Here is a 19868-nt window from a genome sequence, read left to right as displayed (position 1 = left end):
CGCTCATTTTCGTTACATAGAACCACTATGCGCCTCAAATGATCGTCAAAATGGCCTCGCAGTGGGACGATCTCGCCTGGCACGATTTCTACCGCGCAGACTCCTAGGAGTCTGGCCAGAGGGGCTTCCAGGCGCCATAATGCCTGTCGATTCGTGACGACCCTGAGGCCCATGAAACCGATTAGCTCCACGAACCCGCGCGCAACAAACTGGTGGCATTGTGAGCAGATCGTCCGGGTTCTCTCGGTCGGTGGGGTCGTGGCCTGCCCCACGGAGGCGGTGTGGGGGCTCAGTTGCCACCCCTGGGACGAGGCGGCCGTTGCTGACCTGCTGGCGCTCAAGCAGCGGCCGGCGCATAAGGGATTAATCATTGCAGCCTCGACGCCCGATCAGGTGGCGCCGCTCCTCGAAGGGCTTTCGACGGAGGCCCGGGCCCTTGTGGAAGGGCATTGGCCGGGCCCGGTAACCTGTCTGCTGCCGGACCCGGATCAGTGGCTGCCGGCCATCGTCCGGGGCCAGCACCGCACGGTGGCCGTTCGGGTCACCGCTCATCCTGTCCTGAAACAGCTGTGTGAACGGATGGGCGGTCCGCTGGTTTCCACGTCCTGCAATCCGGCCGGGCGCTCACCGGCGCGAGCCCACTGGCAGGTCCGGCGGTATTTCGGCACGGCTCTGGATGGCATCATGCCCGGCGAGCTGGGCGATGAGCGCCGTCCCAGCCGCATTCTGAACCCGGCAACCCGTCGCTGGTTGCGATAGTTCTGGAGTTGTTTGTAATGAGTGAACCCGACAGTGCAGCGGTGAAACGGTATCTGCTTGACCTTCAGGCGCGCATCTGCAGTGCGCTGGGTGCCCTGGATGGCCGCGCCGAATTCCGTACGGACCAGTGGGACCGCACCGAAGGTGGCGGCGGAATCAGCCGGGTGATCGAGGACGGCGCGGTTTTCGAGAAGGGAGGCGTCAATTTTTCCCATGTGATGGGCGCCACCATGCCTGCCTCCGCGACAGCCCGCCGGCCCCATCTTGAGGGCGCACCCTGGGAGGCGATGGGGGTGTCGCTGGTGCTTCACCCACGCAACCCATATGTGCCCACCTCTCACGCCAACGTGCGGTTTTTTGTCGCTCGCCCGGAAGGCGAAGCACCCACCTGGTGGTTTGGTGGCGGGTATGATCTCACCCCCTACTACGGATTCGACGAGGATTGCCGTCACTGGCATCGCACTGCGCGGGACGCCTGTGCTGCCTACGGTGGGGACACATATCACCGCTTCAGCCAGTGGTGCGACGACTACTTCTACCTGACCCATCGGCAGGAACCCCGCGGCATCGGCGGCCTGTTCTTCGATGACCTGTGCAGTGGGGATTTCGATCGGGACTTTGGTTTCCTCCGGTCGGTGGGCGACAGTTTTCTCGCGGCGTACCAGCCCATTGTGGAGCGACGCCAGTCCCTGGACTGGGGGGAGCGCGAACGTCAGTTTCAGCTCTATCGCCGGGGCCGGTACGTGGAATTCAATCTGGTTTATGACCGGGGCACGCTCTTCGGGCTCCAGTCCGGTGGTCGCACAGAGTCCATTCTCATGTCATTGCCGCCTCTGGTGCGCTGGGACTATGACTGGGACCCCGAGCCGGGGAGTCCGGAGGCGGCACTGACGGAGCATTTCCTGACCCGGCAGGACTGGCTGGGAGACGACGCATGACAACCGATCACTACGCGGTGGTGGGCCATCCCATCGGCCACAGCCAATCACCCCGTATTCATGGTCTGTTCGCGGAACAGACCGGAGAAGCGATTCAATACGTCGCCATCGAGGCGCCGCTTGATGATTTCGCGGGAACTGTCCGTGATTTTTTTGACCGGGGCGGCCGGGGCCTGAATGTCACCGTGCCGTTCAAGGAAGCCGCCTGGCGTCTCGCTGATGAGCACACGGATAGGGCTGAAGCGGCGGGCGCCGTTAACACGCTGTACCGGAACGAGCGAGGCCGCCTGGTGGGTGACAATACCGACGGAGAGGGGCTGGTACGGGACCTGACCTGCAATGAGGACACCGAAATCAGCGGCCAGCGGGTGTTGATCCTCGGCGCTGGCGGTGCCGTCCGGGGTGTTCTGTTGCCGCTGCTTCAGGCCGGACCGGCGGAAATCATGATCGCGAACCGGACCGCCGAGAAAGCCACTGGGTTGGCGCATCAGTTCAGTGACCTGGGTCCGGTCAGTGGCGGCGGTTATGACGCGCTGCATGAGGAGTTTGACCTGATCATCAATGGCACCAGCGCCAGTCTCGCCGGCGATCTGCCGCCGGTCTCACCGGATGTGCTGACTGAAACCACGGTAACCTACGACATGATGTACGGCCCTGACCGGACCGCCTTCAGTCAATGGGCGTTGGACCACGGAGTGAAGCGCACTATGGACGGTCTGGGTATGCTGGTGGAGCAGGCTGCCGAATCCTTCCGGATCTGGCGTGGTGTGCGCCCGGACACGGCACCGGTCATCGCCGCGCTCCGGAATCACCGCTAGACTGATCAGCAGACTCTGTTGAACGGAACCCTGTGACATGGACATTCTCACCCTTGTGGGGCTGCTGGCGGGCGTGGCGATCGTTTCAATCGCCATGGTCGCCAACGCCTCGGTGACCACCTTTCTCAACCTGCCCGGGCTGGCGATTGTGCTGGGAGGCACACTGGCCGTGACGCTGATCAAGTTCCGCTTGCGGTCGGTGATCGGATCGGTCCGTCTGGCCATGGTCACGGTCTTTACCGAGACCTCGGAGAAGCCGCTGGATCTGATTCGTGAAGTTGACACACTGGCACGGGTCGTGCGGAAGGACGGCATCCTGGGTCTGGAGTCCCATGAGACCGGGAACGATTTCCTGCGCAAGGGAATCAACCTGTGCGTTGACGGTCACCCACCGGAGTTCATTGAGCAGGCGCTTGTTGAGGAAATGCAACAGCGCATGGACCGTTATGAGGTGGCCGAGCGGGTCTTCCGTGGGATGGGCGAGTCGGCCCCGGCGATTGGCATGCTCGGGACGCTGGTGGGTCTGGTGCAGATGCTCAATACGCTGGACGACCCGTCCTCCATTGGTCCGGCCATGGCCGTCGCCCTGCTCACCACCCTGTACGGCGCCTTCATTGCGCAGCTCATTGCCCTGCCCCTGGCGGACAAGCTGCAGCTCAAGGCTGAAGACGAGCGCCGGAACATGACCCTGATCACCACCAGCATCCAGAACATGGTTCAGGGGCAGAATCCGCGGGTGATCACCGAGCTGCTGTCCGCCTATGTGACACCGTCGGAGCAGGCCACGTTGGGCCGGGAGCCGGGAGGCTGACGCCATGGCGATAGCGGGGCTGCGCCGAGCGCGTCCGAAAACGGGGGGCGCTCCCGGCTGGATCGTTACTTTTGCCGATCTGGCCACGTTGCTGCTGACTTTTTTTGTGCTCCTGCTGTCCTATTCGGAGATGGATGCCGAGAAGTACCGATCGATGGCCGCATCGCTGGCCTCGGCCTTCGGCAGCAGTGTCATTGAGGGCGGCGGGCCGCCAGTGGTCGTCATTGAGACTCCGGCACCGACGGGCGTGCCGACCCAGCCCGATGCCCAACGACAACCGACCGATCCGGGACCCGAGCTGATTGATGATCGACCGGGCGCCTCCCCCGAAGTGACGCCCATCGCCGAAGGCATTACGGAGCTGGCCAGCCGGCTGATTCGTGAACTGGAGCCGCAGGTGGCCAGTGACGATCTGAGTGTGAGCTACGATACCGAGCAGGTTGTCATCCGGTTCTCGGAGGACGCCACCTTTCCTTCCGGTAGCGCGGACCTGAAGCCGGCGATGCAGCCGGTTATCGACCGGATTGTCGGGGTGCTGTCCCGATGCAGCGGGGAAGTGGTGGTATCCGGTCATACCGATGACCGCCCCATTACCAGCAGCCGGTACCGCTCCAACTGGGACCTGTCCGCTGCGCGAGCGGTATCGGTGGTGCATGAGCTGGTCATGAACCGGGCCATCGAGGCCGACCGGGTGATGGCCGCCGGGCGGGCCGAGACCAACCCGCTGGTGCCGAATACCTCACCGGCCAACCGTGCCCGCAACCGCCGGGTGGAAATCGCCATCCGCAATCCTGAATGCCAGCCTTCCGGCAGCGGGGAGGATCCGGCCGTCAATATCCTGCCCTGACGGATGACCGCCCATATAGCCGGGTGACCCTGCGTCATTCAGGATTCATATAACGAATCAATCGCAATCCCGTTATACTACCGCCCCGTCTGGCTCAGCCGGCCAACGGATGAACCGAATGGCGTGCGATTGCGCCCAAAGTGATTGATGATGGATGAGAGTGGCTATGAGTGGACCGGAACAACCGAGTGTCATTGGCGAGGAATGGAGTGACGAACGCGTCAAGAGCTGGCTGTTCACCACCCCCTGGGACCGGAAGATCAGCGCCGATTATCAGGCGCTGCTGAAAGCCTACCAGGCCATGCGGGCCCACGATTTCGAGCGGTTTCTCGGGTTCTTCACTGAAGCAGGACGGGATCTGAACGGACTCAATGATGAGGGACTGACCATTCTGGACCGGGTGTCGGAACACCGCCGGAGTCAGGCCTATGCCGAATCGTTGCGTCGTCACGGCGCGAAGAAGGCGTCCGAGCTGGCGGAGTAACCCGCCAGCCCGGTGCCCGGCCTGATTCAGGCCACATCGACCTCAATGGATTTGGGCTGGGCCGGCTCCACCTTGCGCAGAGTCAGCGTCAGCACGCCGTCCCGAAAGCGGGCGTTGATGCCCTCCTCGGACACGTTGTCCGGCAGTGTGAACCGGCGCAGGAAGGAACCGTACACCCGCTCTACGCGGTGCTGCTTGTTGTCCTCGGTCGTTTCTTCCTGCTGTCGCTCACCCTGGATGCTGAGCACCCCTTCGTGCACGGTGACCTTGACGTTTTCCTTCGGAATGCCGGGAAGTTCGGCGTGAATCTCGAATGAGTCAGCGTTCTCCTGGATGTCCACCGGCGGAATCCAGTCGCTGCGTTTGAACAGATCCCGGCCCTCATTGTCGCCGTTCTGGCGGGGCAGTCCAAAGTGCCGGTGATACCGGTCCAGCAGATCCTCGAATTCACTGATCGGATTCCAGCGAGTGATGGTGTTCATGGTCGTTACCTCCTTTCGGAACTTAGTGACGTTGGGTTGTGTAAGCTCCGTTCAGGGAAGCAACCCGACACCGTGGCGCCAGTCGGTTGGGTGTTTCCCGAGACGGTGGGCTTCCCGGTCGGTGAGACCGACATCGGAAGCCCTTATTCGGGACAATAGGATCGTTCGATCGCTTTTCAAGGGACGGGATAAAAAATAATCCGGTTGCTCAGGAGGTGCTGGGACCGAGGTATTCGGCCAGGTGTTCGTCCTTGAGGCGAACGTAGTTGGCCGCGGTGTAGGTGAAGAACGAGCGCTCTTTATCGGTCAGCGCACGCGCCTGTTTGCACGGAGACCCTAGATAGAGGTACCCGCTTTCCAGGACCTTACCGGGGGGGACCAGACAGCCGGCGGCGACGATGACCTCGTCCTGGACCTCCGCGCCGTCCATGATGATCGCGCCCATGCCCACCAGAACCCGGCTGCCGATGGTGCAGCCGTGGAGCAGCGCCTTGTGCCCGACGGTGACGTCATCGCCGAGGGTCAGCGGCCAGCCGCCCGGGTTGAAGTCGCTGGCGTGGGTGATGTGGCAGACGCTGCCATCCTGGATGCTGCAACGGGCGCCGATCCGGATACGGTGCATGTCGCCACGAATCGTGGTCATGGGCCAGACGGAGCAGTCGTCGCCGAGTATGACGTCCCCGATTACCACCGCGCTGGGGTCCAGCCAGACCCGCGCGCCGAACTGGGGCTGATCCCCCTTGTGAGAGCGTACATCCGCCATCATGTCCCCTTATAATAGACAAAGCATTCACCCGGCATGGCGCGTGACAGGCTCGCCATGCAAACGGACGTTTCCGGGCGTTCAAGTATGGCATACTCGCTCGCCTTGGCCATCGATCAGGAGTCCAATCCCATGAACAATCCGCTGCTCAATGACGATCTGTTGCCGCGCTTTGAACACATCCGCGCGGAACATATGGAGCCGGCCATCGATCAGATCCTGAGCGACAACCGGGTCCAGATCCAGGATCTCGAACAGCAGGACGACCCGAGCTGGGAAACGCTGGTCCAGCCCATGCAGGCGCTGGACGACCGCCTGAACAACGCGTGGTCGGTCATCTCCCATCTGAACGGGGTGATGAACAACGAGGAGCTCCGTGCCATCTACAAGCGCTGCCTGGAGAAGCTCACCGAATACGCCACCGAGCTGAGCCAGAATGCCGCCCTTTGCGAGGCCTACAAGAAAGTGGCCGCCCGGGATGACTTCGCCAACCTGAATGAAGCGCAGCAGAAGGCGATTACGAACACGCTGCGGGACTTCCGCCTCGGCGGTGTGGACCTGCCTTCCGAAGAGAAGCAGCGTTATGCTGACCTGTCCCGGGAACTGGCCGAACTGTCCAACCGGTTTGGCGATAACGTGATGGACGCTACCCAGCGCTGGTACAAGCACATAACCGATGCCGCGGACCTGAGCGGATTGCCCGAAACGGCAATGGACAGCGCCCGGCAGGCGGCAAGGGAGCGCAACCTGGACGGCTATGTAATCACCCTCGACATCCCCAGCTTCCTGCCCGTGATGACTTACGGCGACAACCGGGAACTGCGCCGGGAAATCTACGAGGCGTTTGTCACGCGCGCCTCGGACGTGGGCCCGCACGCCGGTCAGTGGGACAATACCCCCATCATGGCCGAGATCCTCAAGCGCCGACACCAGATGGCGGGACTGCTGGGATTCAACAACTACGCCGAACTGTCACTGGCGACCAAGATGGCGCGCAGTGTGGACGAAGTAACGGACTTCCTGGATCAGCTCGCCGAGAAGACCAAGCCGGTGGCGGAACAGGAATTTGACGACCTCAAGGCCTTCGCCCGCGAGGAATACGGTGTGGAGTCGCTCGAGGTCTGGGACATTGGTTACTACAGCGAAAAGCTGCGCCAGGCCCGCTATGACATCTCCCCCGAACAGCTCCGACCCTGGTTCCCGGTCAATACCGTCGTCGACGGACTGTTCGCCGTGACCGAGCGGCTGTTTGGTGTGTCCATTAATGCCGAGTCCGGTGTTGAGACCTGGCACCCGGATGTGACCGCCTTCCGGATCAGCCGGGATGGCGAGACGCTGGCCTGGTTCTACCTCGACCTCTACGCGCGCCAAGGCAAGCGCGGCGGTGCCTGGATGGCGGATTGCCGGGTACGCTGGCGCAATCTGCGGGGCTCGCTGCAGCTGCCGGTGGCCTTCCTGACCTGCAATTTCACGGCGCCGGTGGACGGCAAGCCGTCGTTGCTCACTCACGACGAGGTGACCACCCTGTTCCACGAGTTCGGTCACGGCCTGCACCACATGCTGACTCAGGTGGATGTGGCGGATGTGTCCGGCATTAACGGGGTGGCCTGGGATGCCGTGGAACTGCCGAGCCAGTTCCTGGAGAACTGGTGCTGGAATCCGGAGTCGCTGAACCTCATTGCCCGCCATCACGAAACCGGCGAGCCGCTGCCGCAGGACATGCTCGACAAGTTGCTGGCGGCGAAGAACTTCCAGTCCGGCATGGGCATGTTGCGCCAGCTCGAGTTCTCGATCTTTGATTTCCGGTTGCACGCGGATTTCGAGCCGGTCAATCCCGTGAACCCGCTGGACGTGTTCCGCCAGGTCCGTTCAGAGATCGCGGTCACCGACACACCGGCATTCAACCGCTTCCCCAACAGCTTCGGGCATATCTTCGATGGGGGCTACGCGGCGGGCTATTACAGCTATAAGTGGGCCGAAGTGCTGGCGGCGGATGCCTTCTCGCTGTTCGAGGAGAATGGCATTTTTGATTCCGAGAGTGGCCGTGCCTTCCGGGAGCACATTCTGGAGATGGGCGGCTCGCGTGAGCCCATGGCGCTGTTCGAGGCATTCCGGGGCCGCGAGCCGAGTGTGGAGGCGCTGCTGCGCCAAAGCGGCATTACAGACGACGCGGCCTGAGCCGGACCGGGTCGCCCTGGCCCTGCTGTGAGGGTCGGCCCGGTCGCCATTCATCGCTGAGCGGAGGCGATATGCCCAGCCCCAAACGATTCATCGCCGGCGCGGTCTGCCCGCGCTGCGGGGCCATGGACCGGCTCATGATGCACCGTGACGGTGATCACCAGTACCGGGAGTGCATCGACTGTGGTTTTGAAGACGCCCAGTCGCTGGTTGAAGACGCCGCGCCCGAACCGGAGACCCGGGTGAACCGCCGGGACCCGTCTGAGCAACACACCGTCGAGCCGGTCGTGTTCTTCAAGGCCCCGGCGGATGACAGTGATCGCGACTGAACCGGGCCGGCCGACACTAGCCCGTGACGTGCCATCGACATCGGGTCCATGCGCTTGGTCTTCCTGGTGGGGGATGTACCGACCCCCTGGAGAATTGCGTGGCGCCCACGATGTCGGGGCTCTGAACAGGTCGCTTCCCTCTGACTGGTGCTGACGTTCTTCCGTTCAAGTACGTTCGCCGTTCGATCTGCACGGGCTTACCATTCAGGAGTGAACCTTGTAGCGACCCGGTCCGAGAAAGACCAGTGCCAGCGCCGTGAACAGGAAAAAGCCCTGCAGTTCCAGCGCCCAGCCGCCGCTACCGGACAGCGCCATCAACTCATGGCTGTGGACCAGCACCACTGCCATCAGCATGTTGAACACGATCAGCAGTGCCCCGATCCGGGTCTGGTATCCGAGCATCACCATCAACGGGGCCACGATTTCCCCGATCAGCACGCCGTAGGCAAGAAAGATTGGCAGATCGTGAGCCGCCAGCTGGGATTCGACGAAGCCCAGTCCATGCATCAGCTTGGCGATACCGTGAAACAGCAGCAGGCCGCCCAACGTCAGACGGACGATCAGCTTCCCCAGGTCGGCATTGTCCAGCACGGTGACTCCTCGTCAGTGGCTATCGGTCAGCGAGGCAGCATACCGCCTTCAGTGATCGCGTCAATGCCCGACAATGCGGTCATGCAGCGGTACCAGACGGGCCAGCAGTCGGTTCTGGGCACCGGTAGGGACCGAGTGGGTTTCCATCGCCAGGACCAGATGGTCGGCTACCGCATTGAACTGGGCTTCGGTGACATTCATGCCCGCATGGGCCTCTTCCATGCTGCGCCCCGTGTAGGTGCAGGGACCGCCGCTGAGGTGGCAGAGCTGATCGGTAAGCTGGCGATGGAAGCGCGCGACGTCGATCCCTCTGAAATCGTCGGCGAGTCGCGGGTCCTCGACAATGCGATAGAGCATGTCTTCGACGATATCGGCGATGCCCGACCGTTCGCCAAGGGCGTTGTAGAGCGTCTCCTCTCCGGCAGCGGCGGACGGGGCCGGGGACTGGCACCCGCCCAACAACAGCAGGCTGGTCAGGACAGCAAGGATGATCTTCATGGCAGTCCTCCTAGAAGCTGGCTTCAATGGCGGCGAAAGGACCCTGCTGGTCGCTCAGACCGGCAATATCGCCAAGCTGGACCCAGGCCGCCGTTACGGACACTCGACGATGAGGGAACCAGGCGACGAAAAAGTCCCGGGCATCCTGCTCCCGGGCGAAGGACAGATTGTCCGGCTTCTGGCGGTATTCCATGCCCACCAGCCAATGGCGATTCAGCAATAACCCGGCGCTCAGTTCGGCCATCAGTTCGTGATCGTCATTCCGGTCCCCTCCGAACCCCAGCAGGCCGGTCTGGTTGGCCCGGGTGGCCCTGAGGGTGCCATTGATCAACAGATTGCGACCGCCGACCGCCGCCAGAAACAACCGGCTGCCGCTGATGTAGACATCGGTGCCGGTGTTGTCCCGCGAACCAATGGCGTTGGAGATGGCTTCTGCGGTGTTGCGTTTGTGCTGAATGCCGACGGACCACTGCCCGAGCGGGTCGTAGATCAGGTCGCCGAAGGCCCGCACCTTGAGGCCGTAGACGGTCTGGGCCAACTCATCCTGCCCCAGGGATGCCCCGAGGGTGTCCAGATCCAGTGTCTGGCGGGCGACACTCAGTTCCACCCGGTTGAACGCGCTAACCGTGGCGCCGGCGCCATGGAAAGAGTAGCCGTCGGTGGTCAGCCGGGACAGGCTGGCGGTACCGCCCCACTCCGTGTCGCTCGCATAGCCGCTGAGTACGGCCATGGGAACCAGTCCGCCGCCCGCGCTGCCCTCGATGGTGGTCACCCCGCCGGTGGCCCAGAGCCGGCTGCCGACATCGGCGACCGTCAGCCCGGGCATCAGGGTCAGAACGAGCAGGCTGGCCAGTGATCGAACGTGAGTCATGATTCGGTCCTCCGTGGCGTCGTGACCTGATCGGTGGAGGCCGACCGGGGCTGCAGCCCGGCGGCCCGCGTCTGGAAGTTCTGATGCCAGCTGCGGAGCTGGCGCATGGGCATGGGGCGACCCAGGTAGAATCCCTGAGCCATCTCGCAGTGCCAGTCCTGAAGCATCTGCCAGGTGGTTTCGTTTTCGATGCCTTCGGCCACCACGGCCAGATTCAGCCCGTGCGCCATGTCGATGATTGAGCGCACCATGAGCTGGTCTTCGGGCTCGGAGTCCAGCGCCAGGATGAAGGATTTGTCGATCTTCAGTTCCTGCACGGGCAGGCGCCGGAGCTGGGCCAGGGAGGAATAGCCGGTCCCGAAGTCATCGACCGACAGCCGCGCTCCCCGCTTTCGGAGGGCTTCGAGGGTCCGCGTCGCGGTACGCACATCGGTGAGGACCGCACTCTCGGTGATCTCAAAAACGAGCTGATTCAGCGGTCGGGGCCAGTCGGCAAAGACGCGGTCCACAAGCTCGGGCAGACCGGCATGGGTCAGATCCAGCGCCGAGAGGTTGATCGACATGCCCAGGCGTTGCCCCCATTCGGCATACCAGTCGCGCATGTCCTGTTCGATCTGCCGGAGAATGTAGGCCGTCAGTTCATGGATCTGGCCGGAACTTTCCGCCAGACGGATGAAATCCTCTGGGTTGATGAAGCCCAGCTCCGGGTGTTCCCAGCGCAGCAGCGCCTCGACCTGGGTGAGCCGTACCGACTGGAAGTCCACCTGGGGCTGGTAGACCATGTAGAGGTCCTGTTGGTCCAGCGCGCCCTGAAGATCCCGAATGATCCGCAGCTCCCTCAGATGGTGCTCGTCCCCACCCTCTTCGTATCGCGCCGTGCGCTGCTCCAGCCCCCGGGCTCGTTCCATGGTGAGATTGATGCGCCGGCGCAGGTCGTCAAGGCTTCCGGCATCGTCCGGGATGGACAGGGCGGCGGCGTTGATGTGGATGTTGACCGGCGTGTCGCTGATGGTTGTTGGCCGCTCGGCGATCCTTTTCAGGTCCCGGGCCCGCTGTTCAATGCGAAACCCCTCCATGGGCGCTGTCACGATGGTGTACTCGTTGCCGCCGGTCCGGGCGAGGAAGTCCTCCGGGTCCAACTGCCCGCGCAGGCGCAGTCCGGTGGCGATCATCACTTCATTGCCGAACTCGAAGCCCAGCGTGTCACTGATGTCCTTGAGATCGGACACAACGAGGCTGATCACGGTGGCGGCCCGCCCCGTCTTGAGTCGTTCGCGGATGTGGGTGTCGAACGCCTTGCGGTTGGGCAGCCCCGTTAGTGTGTCATGGGTGGCGTCGTAGGCGATCCGGTACTCGCGGTGTCGGATCTGTTGCTGCATCTGGGCGAGCGCCCGGGCCAGTCGTCGCAATTCGCCGCCGGCCCGGGTCTCGGGCGGATCCACTTTCTCACCGTTGCCAACGGCATGGGCAAAGTTGGCCAGCATCAGAACCGGACGACCCAGTGCTCTGGCCATGACCAATCCAGCCAGGGCCGCAGCGATAAGAAAGGTGGATACCAGCAGGAGCATTTCCAGGGCCAGCGTGTAGTAGTTGCCGAGTGCCTGCTCACGGCTGAGTAGCAGCAACAGGCTGATTTCACGTGTGCTTCCGCTGGACAGTGTCTTGTGGCGCAGGAAATACTGATCCAGCTGGTTCATCGCCTGTGGCGCCTGCCCACGGCTCTGGGGCAGGGTGCGCTGAAGGATCGAGGCGTCCAGGCTGGCTGCAAAGACGCCCTCGCGAGCCGCGCGCCGGAAGGCAATATCCACGCCCGTGAGCTGGGCCAGGAAGCGGGCGAAGTCATCGTCCATGGCGAACCCCATCACCAGCCAGGCCCGCAAACCACCGCCTTCCACTGGCACCATCAGCAACTGGTAGGCGTTGGACTGGAATTCAAGGATGGCATTTGCGGTACCCGACTGACGGGCCTCCTCCAGCATGTCCGGAAACGGCAGGGGTGCGGCGTTCTGCAGGCCCTGCAGATTGGCGATCAGACGGCCTTTACCATCGGTCAACATGGCCAGATCGGCACCAATCCGATTGGTGTGATTCCGTAATGCGCTCATGATGGTGGCGCGATCACCGGAGGCGATGGCGGATTTGAAGCCGAAATCCTCCACCAGCACATTGAGACTGTTCAGAAGCACTTCCGAGCGACGGGCGAGGATTTCCTGTGTCACACCGGCAGCCACCTGCAGCCGCTGTTCCGCCTGATCTTCCTCTTCATCAAAGAGGGAAACGGCGAATATCGACACCAGTCCGATGCTGACGACCAGCACCAGCGTCATCATCGCAAGCAGCAGCCGGCCCCGGAAGCCGACGTTCAGCAGCAACCGTTTCACAGTGAGTCAAAGCGTTCCTGGAGGCCCTGCATGCCCTGATCGTCCTCGGGGGGGCTGCGGACAGTGAGTTCCACCGTGACGGCATCCCGGCCATCAATGGTGCGTTGCTGTCGAGTTGCGTTGTCGGGCAGTCTCGGGTGCCAGACGTGAAGCTGGTTGGTCCCCTCCGGGACGCCTGTCAGGCGGGCGGTCCCGTCTTCGCCGGTCCTGGCGGCCGACGCGCCATCGGTAACGACAATAAATGCCTGCATTTGGTCATGAATGTTACAGCCCAGCTCCACGATGCCCGCTTTATCAAATGTGATCGGTTGTTTCGGGCGACCGGAATAGAGCTCGATATTGAACGTCTTGGCGGGGGAGAACGAATAGACGTGGTGCTTGGTCTGGTCGTGGTTGGGGAAGGTCACCTGGGTGCCTTTCGGGATCACCATCACATGCGGTTGGAAAGCGCGGTTGCGTTGCCCCATGATCGCCGGCTCGGGGAGTGGTGGTGGGGACGGGCCACCCTCGACGGACACAACGGCATTCTTGAGGGGCTCGCCGTTGTGTCGATCGATGACCGTGACTGACAGGTCTTCGGCACGCGTCGGCGTCACGGCTGCCAGCAGCACCATGACAGACCCGACGATGCCGGGGTAGCCAGGTCGTTTGCGTGATCGTGAGCGGTTTTTTCGTTTTATCATCATGGTCCGGAGTGTAACAGTGTCTCCCTAACGATGATGTGACCCGGCTTGGATCAATCGACGCAATAGAGAATGCCTATTCTTCAGCATCGTCATCCAGTCCGGGGCCCAACGCGAACCGGATCTGGTTTCGGCTCAGCAACTGCTCCCAGTGTTGTCTCATCTGCTGCCAGGCGTCGTCCCGGGCCTGTTCCACGAATGGTGCCAGGTTGAGGTCGTAATAATCGGGAGACCCGGCAATCTGAATGACGGTGATGGTGATGGATTCGTCCAGCTCGTTCGCAAACGGTTCCCCAATCAGGTGATGGGCCACCAGGTTGGCCTGGGTGGCTTCCACATCCACAAGCTGACTACTGCGGATGGAGTAGTTGTTCTCATACATTTCCTCCATCAGCCGGTGGCAGAGGTAGGCCTTGATGAGCAGACCGTCGAGCCCGTCGTAGCGGGTCAGCATGACCGATGGTTGGGTGAAATACCGTATTGCCGCCTGAACGAACGGCTCGAACAGCCAGTAGATGCGCGCATCGTGGGCGCAGGTTTCAACACAGTCGATCAGGCGCGGCGCCACCTCAATGTATTCGATGGCAAACTGGAACAGGCACAGACCCGGGTCGTCGTCCTGAACGACGACGCTCTCAGGAAGCTGCTGCGAGCGTCGTTTCATCTGCTCCAGAAACGTGCCCGAACGGGCTTCCTGTCGGCGCGCCTGATCGATGATGTCGAGGACTGCGGTTGGTGTCATCGTGTCGGAGAATCCACTGCTGTCGAACAACCGGCCCGGCCGGGCCCTCTGTGAGTGTAGAAGAGAATCGGAGGCTTCGCGCTCAGCGGGTCTGTGCCCGCACCGCAAACCAGACGTTCCGGCGGGTGTGGTGCAGGAACAGGCCTCCCATGGTGACGGCGCGGCCCAGCATCAGGGCGATCAGAGCGAGCCACAGCCCGTGATTGCCCAGTGGCTGGGTGAGGTACCAGACCGGCAGATACACGACCAGCACCGACACAATCATGGTGTTCTGCATGTCCCGGGTGCGGGTGGCGCCGATGAAGATGCCGTCCAGCAGAAACCCCCATAGAGCGGCCAGCGGCATCACCCAGATCCACGGCAGGTAATGGCCGGCCGTGGTGGCCACGGCCTCGATACTGGTCAGGGCGTTGATGATGGTCTGGCCGAAAAGGACGAACACCGCCGTAAAGGCGACGCCACCCCAGACCGACCAGCGCAGGGCGGCGCCGCAGGCACGATGGAACGGGGCGCGGCCGGACTGGCCCACCGCCTCGCCCACCAGGGCCTCGGCGGCATTGGCAAAGCCGTCCAGTCCATTGGATATGATCAGCAGAAAGGTGATAAGCACGGCATTGGCGGCCAGTACGGTATCCCCCTGTTGAGCGCCCTGTGCGGTGAAAAAGGCGAGCGAAAGCAGCAGCAGAACGGTCCGGACCATGATGTACCGGTTGACCTGCAGAATGGCGAGGTAATCCCGGGCCTGTCCCAGCAGGGCACGAAATGGGCTCAGGCGTGTCGGTAGCCGCCGGCTGACCAGCCACAGGCCCAGTCCGGTGGCACTGTACTCGGCGGCCACCGTCGCGGCCGCGACCCCCTGGCTGTTCCAGCCCATGATGGTGACGAACAGGACGTCCAGGACGATGTTGAGGCTGTTCGCCGCTACCAGCATCAGCATGGGCCCGCGCGGGTACTGGGTGCCGATCAGCCAACCCACCAGGGTGTACTGGCACAGAACGGCCGGTGCGCTCCAGATCCGGACGCTGGCGTAGCCGGCTGCCAGGTCGGCCACCTCCGCCGAAGGTTCCATGAGCGACAGTCCGATGGTAATCAGTGGCCGGTGAAAGAGAATCAGTAGCAGGCCGATACCAACGGCCAGCAACAGTGAGCGCACGAGCAGGGCGCTCTGTCCGAAGGCATCGCGGCGCCCATAGGCCTGGGCGGCGAGGCCGGTGGTGCCCATGCGCATGAAACCGAAGGTCCAGTACAGAATGCTGAACAGGTTGCCGCCGACCGCGACGGCGCCAAGATACTCCGGCCGGTCCAGATGACCCAGTACGGCGGTGTCCGCCAGACCCAGCAGCGGGACGGTCATATTGGTTAGCATCAGGGGCCAGGCCAGTTGCCAGAGCCGCTTGTCAATGGAGGTCATGACACCGCCGGTGGTCGGTGAGTGTGCGACGCCGTTCTAAGAATCAAGCTGTTATTCGTCTAAATTTTAAGCCATGTTTTGAGACTTGTAACACTCTCTGTCTATACTCGAATCTGGTCATTCATGAGAGGCTAGTGTCCAGACGGCACGACCTGCCCCGGCAGCCCCCTGGATTGTCATACCGAACCCGGGCGCTGATCATTGGCCGACAATAAAAACGACTCGTTGGAGAGACACGGTATGCGCGTGCAGTTGTCGAGAGCCGGTTCCCTGATGGCCGGATTGTTCCTGGTGCCGCAGTCTGCGCTGGCGGCCTGGGAACTCAACATGACACCGGGCGTGACGGATGTCAGCAAGGACATCTACAGCCTGCACATGATCATCTTCTGGATCTGCGTCGCCATCGGCGTGGTGGTGTTTGGCGTCATGTTCTGGTCGATCATCGCCCACCGCAAGTCCAAGGGCTACAAGCCCGCCAATTTCCATGAACACACCTGGGTCGAAGTGCTCTGGACGGTGATTCCGTTCGGCATTCTTGTGGCCATGGCGGTGCCGGCCACAGGCACATTGCTGGACATTTACGACACCAAGGACGCCGACATCGATATTCAGGTGACCGGCTATCAATGGAAGTGGCAGTACAGCTACCTGGACAAGGAATTCAGCTTTTTTTCCAACCTGGCCACATCCAAGGAAGAGATCTACAACCGGTTGGACAAGAACGAGAACTACCTGCTGGAAGTCGATAACCCGCTGGTGATACCGGTCGATACCAAAGTCCGTTTCATGATCACCTCGAAAGATGTGATTCACTCTTGGTGGGTGCCGGACCTGGGCGTCAAGAAGGACGCGATTCCCGGCTTCATCAATGAAAGCTGGGCCCGGGTCGAGGAGCCCGGCATCTACCGGGGCCAGTGCACGGAACTGTGTGGCAAGGATCATGGCTTCATGCCGGTGGTGGTCAAGGCCGTTCCGAAAGACGAGTACGAGGAGTGGGCCGCAAAAAAAGTAGCGGCGGCCGAGAAGGAGCGTCGCCTGACCAGCAAGGACTGGTCGCTTGAGGAGCTCATGGAGCGCGGTGAGGGCGTTTACAACACGGCCTGCGCGTCCTGTCACCAGGCGGACGGCTCCGGTGCCCCACCGGCGTTCCCGGCTCTGAAGGACAGCACGGTGGCCACCGAGAATATGGACCAGCACCTGGACATCGTTGTGAACGGGGTGTCCGGCACGGCCATGCAGGCGTTCGGCGAGCAACTCAGCGAAGTGGACCTGGCCGCCGTCATTACCTACGAGCGCAATGCCTGGGGTAACGACACCGGTGAGAAGGTGACGCCCAAGCAGATTCTCGACTACAAGAATGCCCAGTGAGCATCACTGGGCGTTATACGCAATCACACAGTCTGGACCCGTCAGGGCCCGGTAACGATCAAGCCAACGCCCAAAGAACAACAGGCGGTTACGGGGGTTTCCAATGAGTGCGGTCATCGATACCCACGACCACAGTCACGACGAGCATCATGGCCCGGCCAAGGGCTTCACGCGGTGGCTGTTGACGACCAACCACAAAGACATCGGGTCGATGTACCTGATCTTCAGTTTTGCCATGTTCCTGCTCGGCGGGTCCATGGCCATGGTGATACGGGCGGAGCTTTTCCAGCCCGGGCTGCAGATCGTCGAGCCGGCATTCTTCAACCAGATGACGACCATGCACGGGTTGATCATGGTCTTCGGTGCCGTGATGCCCGCCTTCGTGGGCCTGGCGAACTGGATGATCCCGATGATGGTCGGCGCGCCCGACATGGCCCTGCCCCGAATGAACAACTGGAGCTTCTGGCTGCTGCCGGCGGCATTCCTGATTCTCGTCTCCACACTGTTCATGGAAGGCGGTGGCCCCAACTTTGGCTGGACCTTCTATGCGCCGCTGTCGACCACCTACGGGCCACCAAGCACGACCTTCTTCATCTTCGCCATCCACATCATGGGGATCTCGTCCATCATGGGGGCGATCAACGTCATCGCCACCATCATGAACCTGCGGGCACCCGGCATGACGCTGATGAAAATGCCGCTGTTCGTCTGGACCTGGCTGATCACCGCCTTCCTGCTGATTGCCGTCATGCCGGTACTGGCGGGTGTAGTGACCATGATGCTGATGGACATCAACTTCGGCACGAGCTTCTTTGATGCGGCCGGTGGCGGTGACCCGGTGCTGTTCCAGCATGTGTTCTGGTTCTTTGGTCACCCCGAGGTCTACATCATGATCCTGCCGGCGTTCGGCGCGGTGTCCGAGATTATCCCGGCCTTTTCCCGCAAGCCGCTGTTCGGCTATGCCTCCATGGTCTATGCGGTTGCCGCCATCGCCCTTCTGTCGTTCGTTGTCTGGGCGCACCACATGTTCACGGTGGGTCTGCCGATCGCGGGTCAGCTGTTCTTCATGTACTGCACCATGCTGATTGCGGTGCCCACCGGTGTGAAGGTGTTCAACTGGGTCGCGACCATGTTCCGGGGTGCCCTGTCGTTCGAGGCACCGATGCTGTTCGCCGTGGCGTTCATCATCCTGTTCACCATCGGCGGGTTCTCGGGCCTGATGCTGGCGATCGCGCCAGCCGACTTCCAGTACCACGATACCTACTTCGTGGTGGCCCACTTCCACTACGTGCTGGTGCCGGGTGCGATCTTCGGTATCTTTGCCTCGGCCTACTTCTGGCTGCCGAAGTGGACCGGCACCATGTACGACGAGACGCTGGCCAAGACCCACTTCTGGATGTCGTTCATCGGTATGAACCTGGCGTTCTTCCCCATGCACTTCCTGGGGCTGGCGGGCATGCCGCGACGCATTCCCGACTATGCGCTGCAGTTCGCCGACTTCAACATGATTTCCAGCGTGGGCGCCTTCATGTTCGGGGCCACTCAGTTGCTGTTCCTGTACATCGTGGTCAAGTGCATCCGAGGCGGCGGCGAGAAGGCCCCGGCCAAGCCCTGGGATGGCGCGGAGGGCCTGGAATGGACCCTGCCCTCGCCGGCGCCGTACCACACGTTCGCCACGCCGCCTGAGGTCAAGTAACGGAGTCCCCGGCCGAGACCGGGGACGTAATAATAAAAAGATCTGAATATCACGCTGTCGGAGGCTGCCATGTCAGCAGAACAGTCCTACTACGTTCCCGAACAGAGCAAATGGCCGATCATCGCCACGGTCGGGATGGGCGTCATGATGTACGGTCTGGCGTCGGTGATGGTCACCAACACCCAGGAGGGCCAGGCCGGCTTCGGCGACTGGCTCGTCTTCCTGGTCGGGGTGGCGTTGACCATCTACATGCTCTTTGGCTGGTTCGGCAGCGTGGTTCGCGAGAGCCGCTCCGGACTCTATGATGCCCAGATGGACCGGACCTTCCGAATGGGCATGGGCTGGTTCATCTTCTCCGAAGTGATGTTCTTCGCCGCCTTCTTCGGTGCCCTGTTCTATGCCCGGGTCTTCATCGTGCCGTGGCTGGGCGGTGAGGGTGACAAGGGCTCCAGTGCCATGCTCTGGGACGGGTTCGAGGCGACCTGGCCCCTGCTGCAGAATCCCGACCCAGAGGCGTATCCCGGACCAAAAGAAGTCATCGGTCCCTGGGGGCTGCCGCTTCTCAACACCATTCTTCTGGTGACCTCCTCAGTGACGATTACCGTTGCGCACCATGCGCTCAAAGCGGGCAACCGCGCCAAGCTGAAAATCTGGATGGCGGCGACGATCGTGCTGGCGCTGGTGTTCCTGATTTTCCAGGCAGAGGAATACGCCCATGCCTATGGGGACCTGGGGCTCACCCTGTCCTCGGGGATCTATGGCAGTACCTTCTTCATGCTCACCGGCTTCCACGGGGCCCACGTCATTCTGGGGACCATCATCCTGACGGTGATGCTGATCCGCATTCTGAAGGGGCATTTTGAGCCGGAGAAACACTTCGGTTTCGAGGCCGCGAGCTGGTACTGGCATTTCGTGGACGTGGTCTGGCTCGGCCTGTTCGTGTTCGTCTACATCATCTGAGCGGGCGTCAGGGAGTGGGGTTCATCGACAGTTCCCCGCTCCATAAGGCGATGCCAATCAGCACCAGCAATGCCACGCTCAGGGACACGCGGACGATCAGGGAATTGAGCAGACGCCGCTTCCCCCCGTCGTCCCGAAACAGAAACACCAGACCGCTGAACAGGCTTACGACCACGGCGATCAGCAGTATGACAATGGCGGCTTTCAACATGAGCGCGGCTCCGATGTGTCGGTGGGATGACAGTCGCCACTATAGCA

General features: G+C 62.0%; 21 protein-coding genes. 11 read left to right on the top strand and 10 right to left on the bottom strand.

Annotation, left to right across the window (positions count from 1 at the left end):
* Positions 1 to 171: 171 nt before the first annotated feature.
* From C8D92_RS05720 to C8D92_RS05695, 6 genes are all read left to right on the top strand, one after another.
* Entirely contained in the window at positions 172 to 759 is a 588-nt protein-coding gene (locus C8D92_RS05720; RefSeq protein ID WP_116918702.1) for an L-threonylcarbamoyladenylate synthase, read from the top strand.
* A gap of 17 nt (positions 760 to 776) precedes the next feature.
* The gene (hemF, locus tag C8D92_RS05715; protein WP_095610092.1) at positions 777 to 1697 is read left to right on the top strand and encodes an oxygen-dependent coproporphyrinogen oxidase; all 921 of its coding nucleotides are present in this window, start codon (positions 777 to 779) and stop codon (positions 1695 to 1697) included.
* Positions 1694 to 2515, top strand: a complete 822-nt coding sequence (gene aroE / locus C8D92_RS05710) for a shikimate dehydrogenase (protein WP_116918701.1) — start codon at positions 1694 to 1696, stop codon at positions 2513 to 2515. The genes hemF and aroE overlap by 4 nt, the downstream gene beginning before the upstream one ends.
* 37 nt (positions 2516 to 2552) lie before the next feature.
* Positions 2553 to 3326, top strand: a complete 774-nt coding sequence (locus tag C8D92_RS05705) for a motility protein A (RefSeq protein WP_095610094.1) — start codon at positions 2553 to 2555, stop codon at positions 3324 to 3326.
* Positions 3327 to 3330: 4 nt separating this feature from the next.
* Complete coding sequence (locus C8D92_RS05700; RefSeq protein WP_116918700.1) at positions 3331 to 4173, top strand: flagellar motor protein MotB; 843 nt, start codon at positions 3331 to 3333, stop codon at positions 4171 to 4173.
* 166 nt (positions 4174 to 4339) lie between these two features.
* Positions 4340 to 4657 (top strand): PA4642 family protein, encoded by a 318-nt coding sequence (locus tag C8D92_RS05695; protein WP_095610096.1) that lies wholly within the window; start codon positions 4340 to 4342, stop codon positions 4655 to 4657.
* A gap of 26 nt (positions 4658 to 4683) precedes the next feature.
* Here C8D92_RS05695 and C8D92_RS05690 read toward each other — a convergent pair whose 3' ends face one another.
* Together C8D92_RS05690 and C8D92_RS05685 are read right to left on the bottom strand one after the other, a co-directional pair.
* The gene (locus C8D92_RS05690; protein WP_095610097.1) at positions 4684 to 5139 is read right to left on the bottom strand and encodes an Hsp20/alpha crystallin family protein; all 456 of its coding nucleotides are present in this window, start codon (positions 5137 to 5139) and stop codon (positions 4684 to 4686) included.
* 208 nt (positions 5140 to 5347) lie between these two features.
* Positions 5348 to 5902: a gamma carbonic anhydrase family protein gene (locus C8D92_RS05685; RefSeq protein ID WP_116918699.1), complete on the bottom strand. Its 555-nt coding sequence runs from the start codon at positions 5900 to 5902 to the stop codon at positions 5348 to 5350.
* A 132-nt stretch (positions 5903 to 6034) separates the two neighbouring features.
* Between C8D92_RS05685 and prlC the strand changes: the two genes are divergently transcribed.
* The gene (gene prlC, locus C8D92_RS05680; protein WP_116918831.1) at positions 6035 to 8080 is read left to right on the top strand and encodes an oligopeptidase A; all 2046 of its coding nucleotides are present in this window, start codon (positions 6035 to 6037) and stop codon (positions 8078 to 8080) included.
* Positions 8081 to 8151: 71 nt separating this feature from the next.
* The gene (locus C8D92_RS05675) at positions 8152 to 8409 is read left to right on the top strand and encodes a YheV family putative zinc ribbon protein (protein WP_116918698.1); all 258 of its coding nucleotides are present in this window, start codon (positions 8152 to 8154) and stop codon (positions 8407 to 8409) included.
* 204 nt (positions 8410 to 8613) lie between these two features.
* Here C8D92_RS05675 and C8D92_RS05670 read toward each other — a convergent pair whose 3' ends face one another.
* The 7 genes from C8D92_RS05670 to C8D92_RS05640 form a co-directional block, all read right to left on the bottom strand.
* Positions 8614 to 9000 carry a DoxX family protein gene (locus C8D92_RS05670; RefSeq protein ID WP_116918697.1) on the bottom strand — a complete coding sequence of 129 codons (387 nt, stop codon included), beginning with the start codon at positions 8998 to 9000 and terminating at the stop codon, positions 8614 to 8616.
* A gap of 60 nt (positions 9001 to 9060) precedes the next feature.
* Positions 9061 to 9498, bottom strand: coding sequence for a group I truncated hemoglobin (locus C8D92_RS05665; protein WP_116918696.1), 438 nt, complete (start codon positions 9496 to 9498; stop codon positions 9061 to 9063).
* A 10-nt stretch (positions 9499 to 9508) separates the two neighbouring features.
* Positions 9509 to 10369, bottom strand: coding sequence for a DUF3034 family protein (locus C8D92_RS05660; protein WP_116918695.1), 861 nt, complete (start codon positions 10367 to 10369; stop codon positions 9509 to 9511).
* Positions 10366 to 12750 (bottom strand): putative bifunctional diguanylate cyclase/phosphodiesterase, encoded by a 2385-nt coding sequence (locus tag C8D92_RS05655; protein ID WP_116918694.1) that lies wholly within the window; start codon positions 12748 to 12750, stop codon positions 10366 to 10368. Before C8D92_RS05655 ends, C8D92_RS05660 begins: the two co-directional genes overlap by 4 nt.
* On the bottom strand, positions 12747 to 13436 hold the full coding sequence (locus C8D92_RS05650; RefSeq protein WP_133243108.1) for a methylamine utilization protein: 690 nt from the start codon (positions 13434 to 13436) through the stop codon (positions 12747 to 12749). Before C8D92_RS05650 ends, C8D92_RS05655 begins: the two co-directional genes overlap by 4 nt.
* Before the next feature lie 73 nt (positions 13437 to 13509).
* Entirely contained in the window at positions 13510 to 14175 is a 666-nt protein-coding gene (locus C8D92_RS05645) for a hypothetical protein (protein ID WP_095610128.1), read from the bottom strand.
* A gap of 82 nt (positions 14176 to 14257) precedes the next feature.
* Positions 14258 to 15586, bottom strand: coding sequence for an MATE family efflux transporter (locus C8D92_RS05640; protein ID WP_243402374.1), 1329 nt, complete (start codon positions 15584 to 15586; stop codon positions 14258 to 14260).
* Between the two features lie 273 nt (positions 15587 to 15859).
* On the opposite strand from C8D92_RS05640, the gene coxB reads away from it, so the two are divergent.
* The 3 genes from coxB to C8D92_RS05625 all read left to right on the top strand — a co-directional run bounded on the left by coxB (position 15860) and on the right by C8D92_RS05625 (position 19610).
* The gene (gene coxB, locus C8D92_RS05635; protein WP_228151105.1) at positions 15860 to 16954 is read left to right on the top strand and encodes a cytochrome c oxidase subunit II; all 1095 of its coding nucleotides are present in this window, start codon (positions 15860 to 15862) and stop codon (positions 16952 to 16954) included.
* Between the two features lie 103 nt (positions 16955 to 17057).
* Positions 17058 to 18650: a cytochrome c oxidase subunit I gene (gene ctaD / locus C8D92_RS05630; RefSeq protein WP_116918692.1), complete on the top strand. Its 1593-nt coding sequence runs from the start codon at positions 17058 to 17060 to the stop codon at positions 18648 to 18650.
* Between the two features lie 69 nt (positions 18651 to 18719).
* On the top strand, positions 18720 to 19610 hold the full coding sequence (locus tag C8D92_RS05625; protein ID WP_095610107.1) for a cytochrome c oxidase subunit 3: 891 nt from the start codon (positions 18720 to 18722) through the stop codon (positions 19608 to 19610).
* Between the two features lie 7 nt (positions 19611 to 19617).
* Here C8D92_RS05625 and C8D92_RS05620 read toward each other — a convergent pair whose 3' ends face one another.
* Entirely contained in the window at positions 19618 to 19821 is a 204-nt protein-coding gene (locus tag C8D92_RS05620; RefSeq protein ID WP_095610108.1) for a twin transmembrane helix small protein, read from the bottom strand.
* Positions 19822 to 19868: the final 47 nt, after the last annotated feature.

Origin of the sequence: Tamilnaduibacter salinus, from assembly GCF_003096655.1 — a bacterium.
In the GTDB taxonomy this organism is placed as follows: Bacteria; Pseudomonadota; Gammaproteobacteria; order Pseudomonadales; family Oleiphilaceae; genus Tamilnaduibacter; species Tamilnaduibacter salinus.
The sequence above is the reverse complement of the archived record's forward strand: the minus strand, read 5'-3'. Positions and strand labels throughout refer to the sequence as shown.

What these genes read in the sequence shown, in the direction of transcription:
- C8D92_RS05720 (WP_116918702.1), top strand. Translation starts at nt 172, where the DNA reads ATGAAACCGATTAGCTCCACGAACCCGCGCGCAACAAACTGGTGGCAT.
- hemF (WP_095610092.1), top strand. Translation starts at nt 777, where the DNA reads ATGAGTGAACCCGACAGTGCAGCGGTGAAACGGTATCTGCTTGACCTT.
- aroE (WP_116918701.1), top strand. Translation starts at nt 1,694, where the DNA reads ATGACAACCGATCACTACGCGGTGGTGGGCCATCCCATCGGCCACAGC.
- C8D92_RS05705 (WP_095610094.1), top strand. Translation starts at nt 2,553, where the DNA reads ATGGACATTCTCACCCTTGTGGGGCTGCTGGCGGGCGTGGCGATCGTT.
- C8D92_RS05700 (WP_116918700.1), top strand. Translation starts at nt 3,331, where the DNA reads ATGGCGATAGCGGGGCTGCGCCGAGCGCGTCCGAAAACGGGGGGCGCT.
- C8D92_RS05695 (WP_095610096.1), top strand. Translation starts at nt 4,340, where the DNA reads ATGAGTGGACCGGAACAACCGAGTGTCATTGGCGAGGAATGGAGTGAC.
- C8D92_RS05690 (WP_095610097.1), bottom strand. Translation starts at nt 5,139, where the DNA reads ATGAACACCATCACTCGCTGGAATCCGATCAGTGAATTCGAGGATCTG.
- C8D92_RS05685 (WP_116918699.1), bottom strand. Translation starts at nt 5,902, where the DNA reads ATGGCGGATGTACGCTCTCACAAGGGGGATCAGCCCCAGTTCGGCGCG.
- prlC (WP_116918831.1), top strand. Translation starts at nt 6,035, where the DNA reads ATGAACAATCCGCTGCTCAATGACGATCTGTTGCCGCGCTTTGAACAC.
- C8D92_RS05675 (WP_116918698.1), top strand. Translation starts at nt 8,152, where the DNA reads ATGCCCAGCCCCAAACGATTCATCGCCGGCGCGGTCTGCCCGCGCTGC.
- C8D92_RS05665 (WP_116918696.1), bottom strand. Translation starts at nt 9,498, where the DNA reads ATGAAGATCATCCTTGCTGTCCTGACCAGCCTGCTGTTGTTGGGCGGG.
- C8D92_RS05660 (WP_116918695.1), bottom strand. Translation starts at nt 10,369, where the DNA reads ATGACTCACGTTCGATCACTGGCCAGCCTGCTCGTTCTGACCCTGATG.
- C8D92_RS05650 (WP_133243108.1), bottom strand. Translation starts at nt 13,436, where the DNA reads ATGATGATAAAACGAAAAAACCGCTCACGATCACGCAAACGACCTGGC.
- C8D92_RS05645 (WP_095610128.1), bottom strand. Translation starts at nt 14,175, where the DNA reads ATGACACCAACCGCAGTCCTCGACATCATCGATCAGGCGCGCCGACAG.
- C8D92_RS05640 (WP_243402374.1), bottom strand. Translation starts at nt 15,586, where the DNA reads ATGACCTCCATTGACAAGCGGCTCTGGCAACTGGCCTGGCCCCTGATG.
- coxB (WP_228151105.1), top strand. Translation starts at nt 15,860, where the DNA reads ATGGCCGGATTGTTCCTGGTGCCGCAGTCTGCGCTGGCGGCCTGGGAA.
- ctaD (WP_116918692.1), top strand. Translation starts at nt 17,058, where the DNA reads ATGAGTGCGGTCATCGATACCCACGACCACAGTCACGACGAGCATCAT.
- C8D92_RS05625 (WP_095610107.1), top strand. Translation starts at nt 18,720, where the DNA reads ATGTCAGCAGAACAGTCCTACTACGTTCCCGAACAGAGCAAATGGCCG.
- C8D92_RS05620 (WP_095610108.1), bottom strand. Translation starts at nt 19,821, where the DNA reads ATGTTGAAAGCCGCCATTGTCATACTGCTGATCGCCGTGGTCGTAAGC.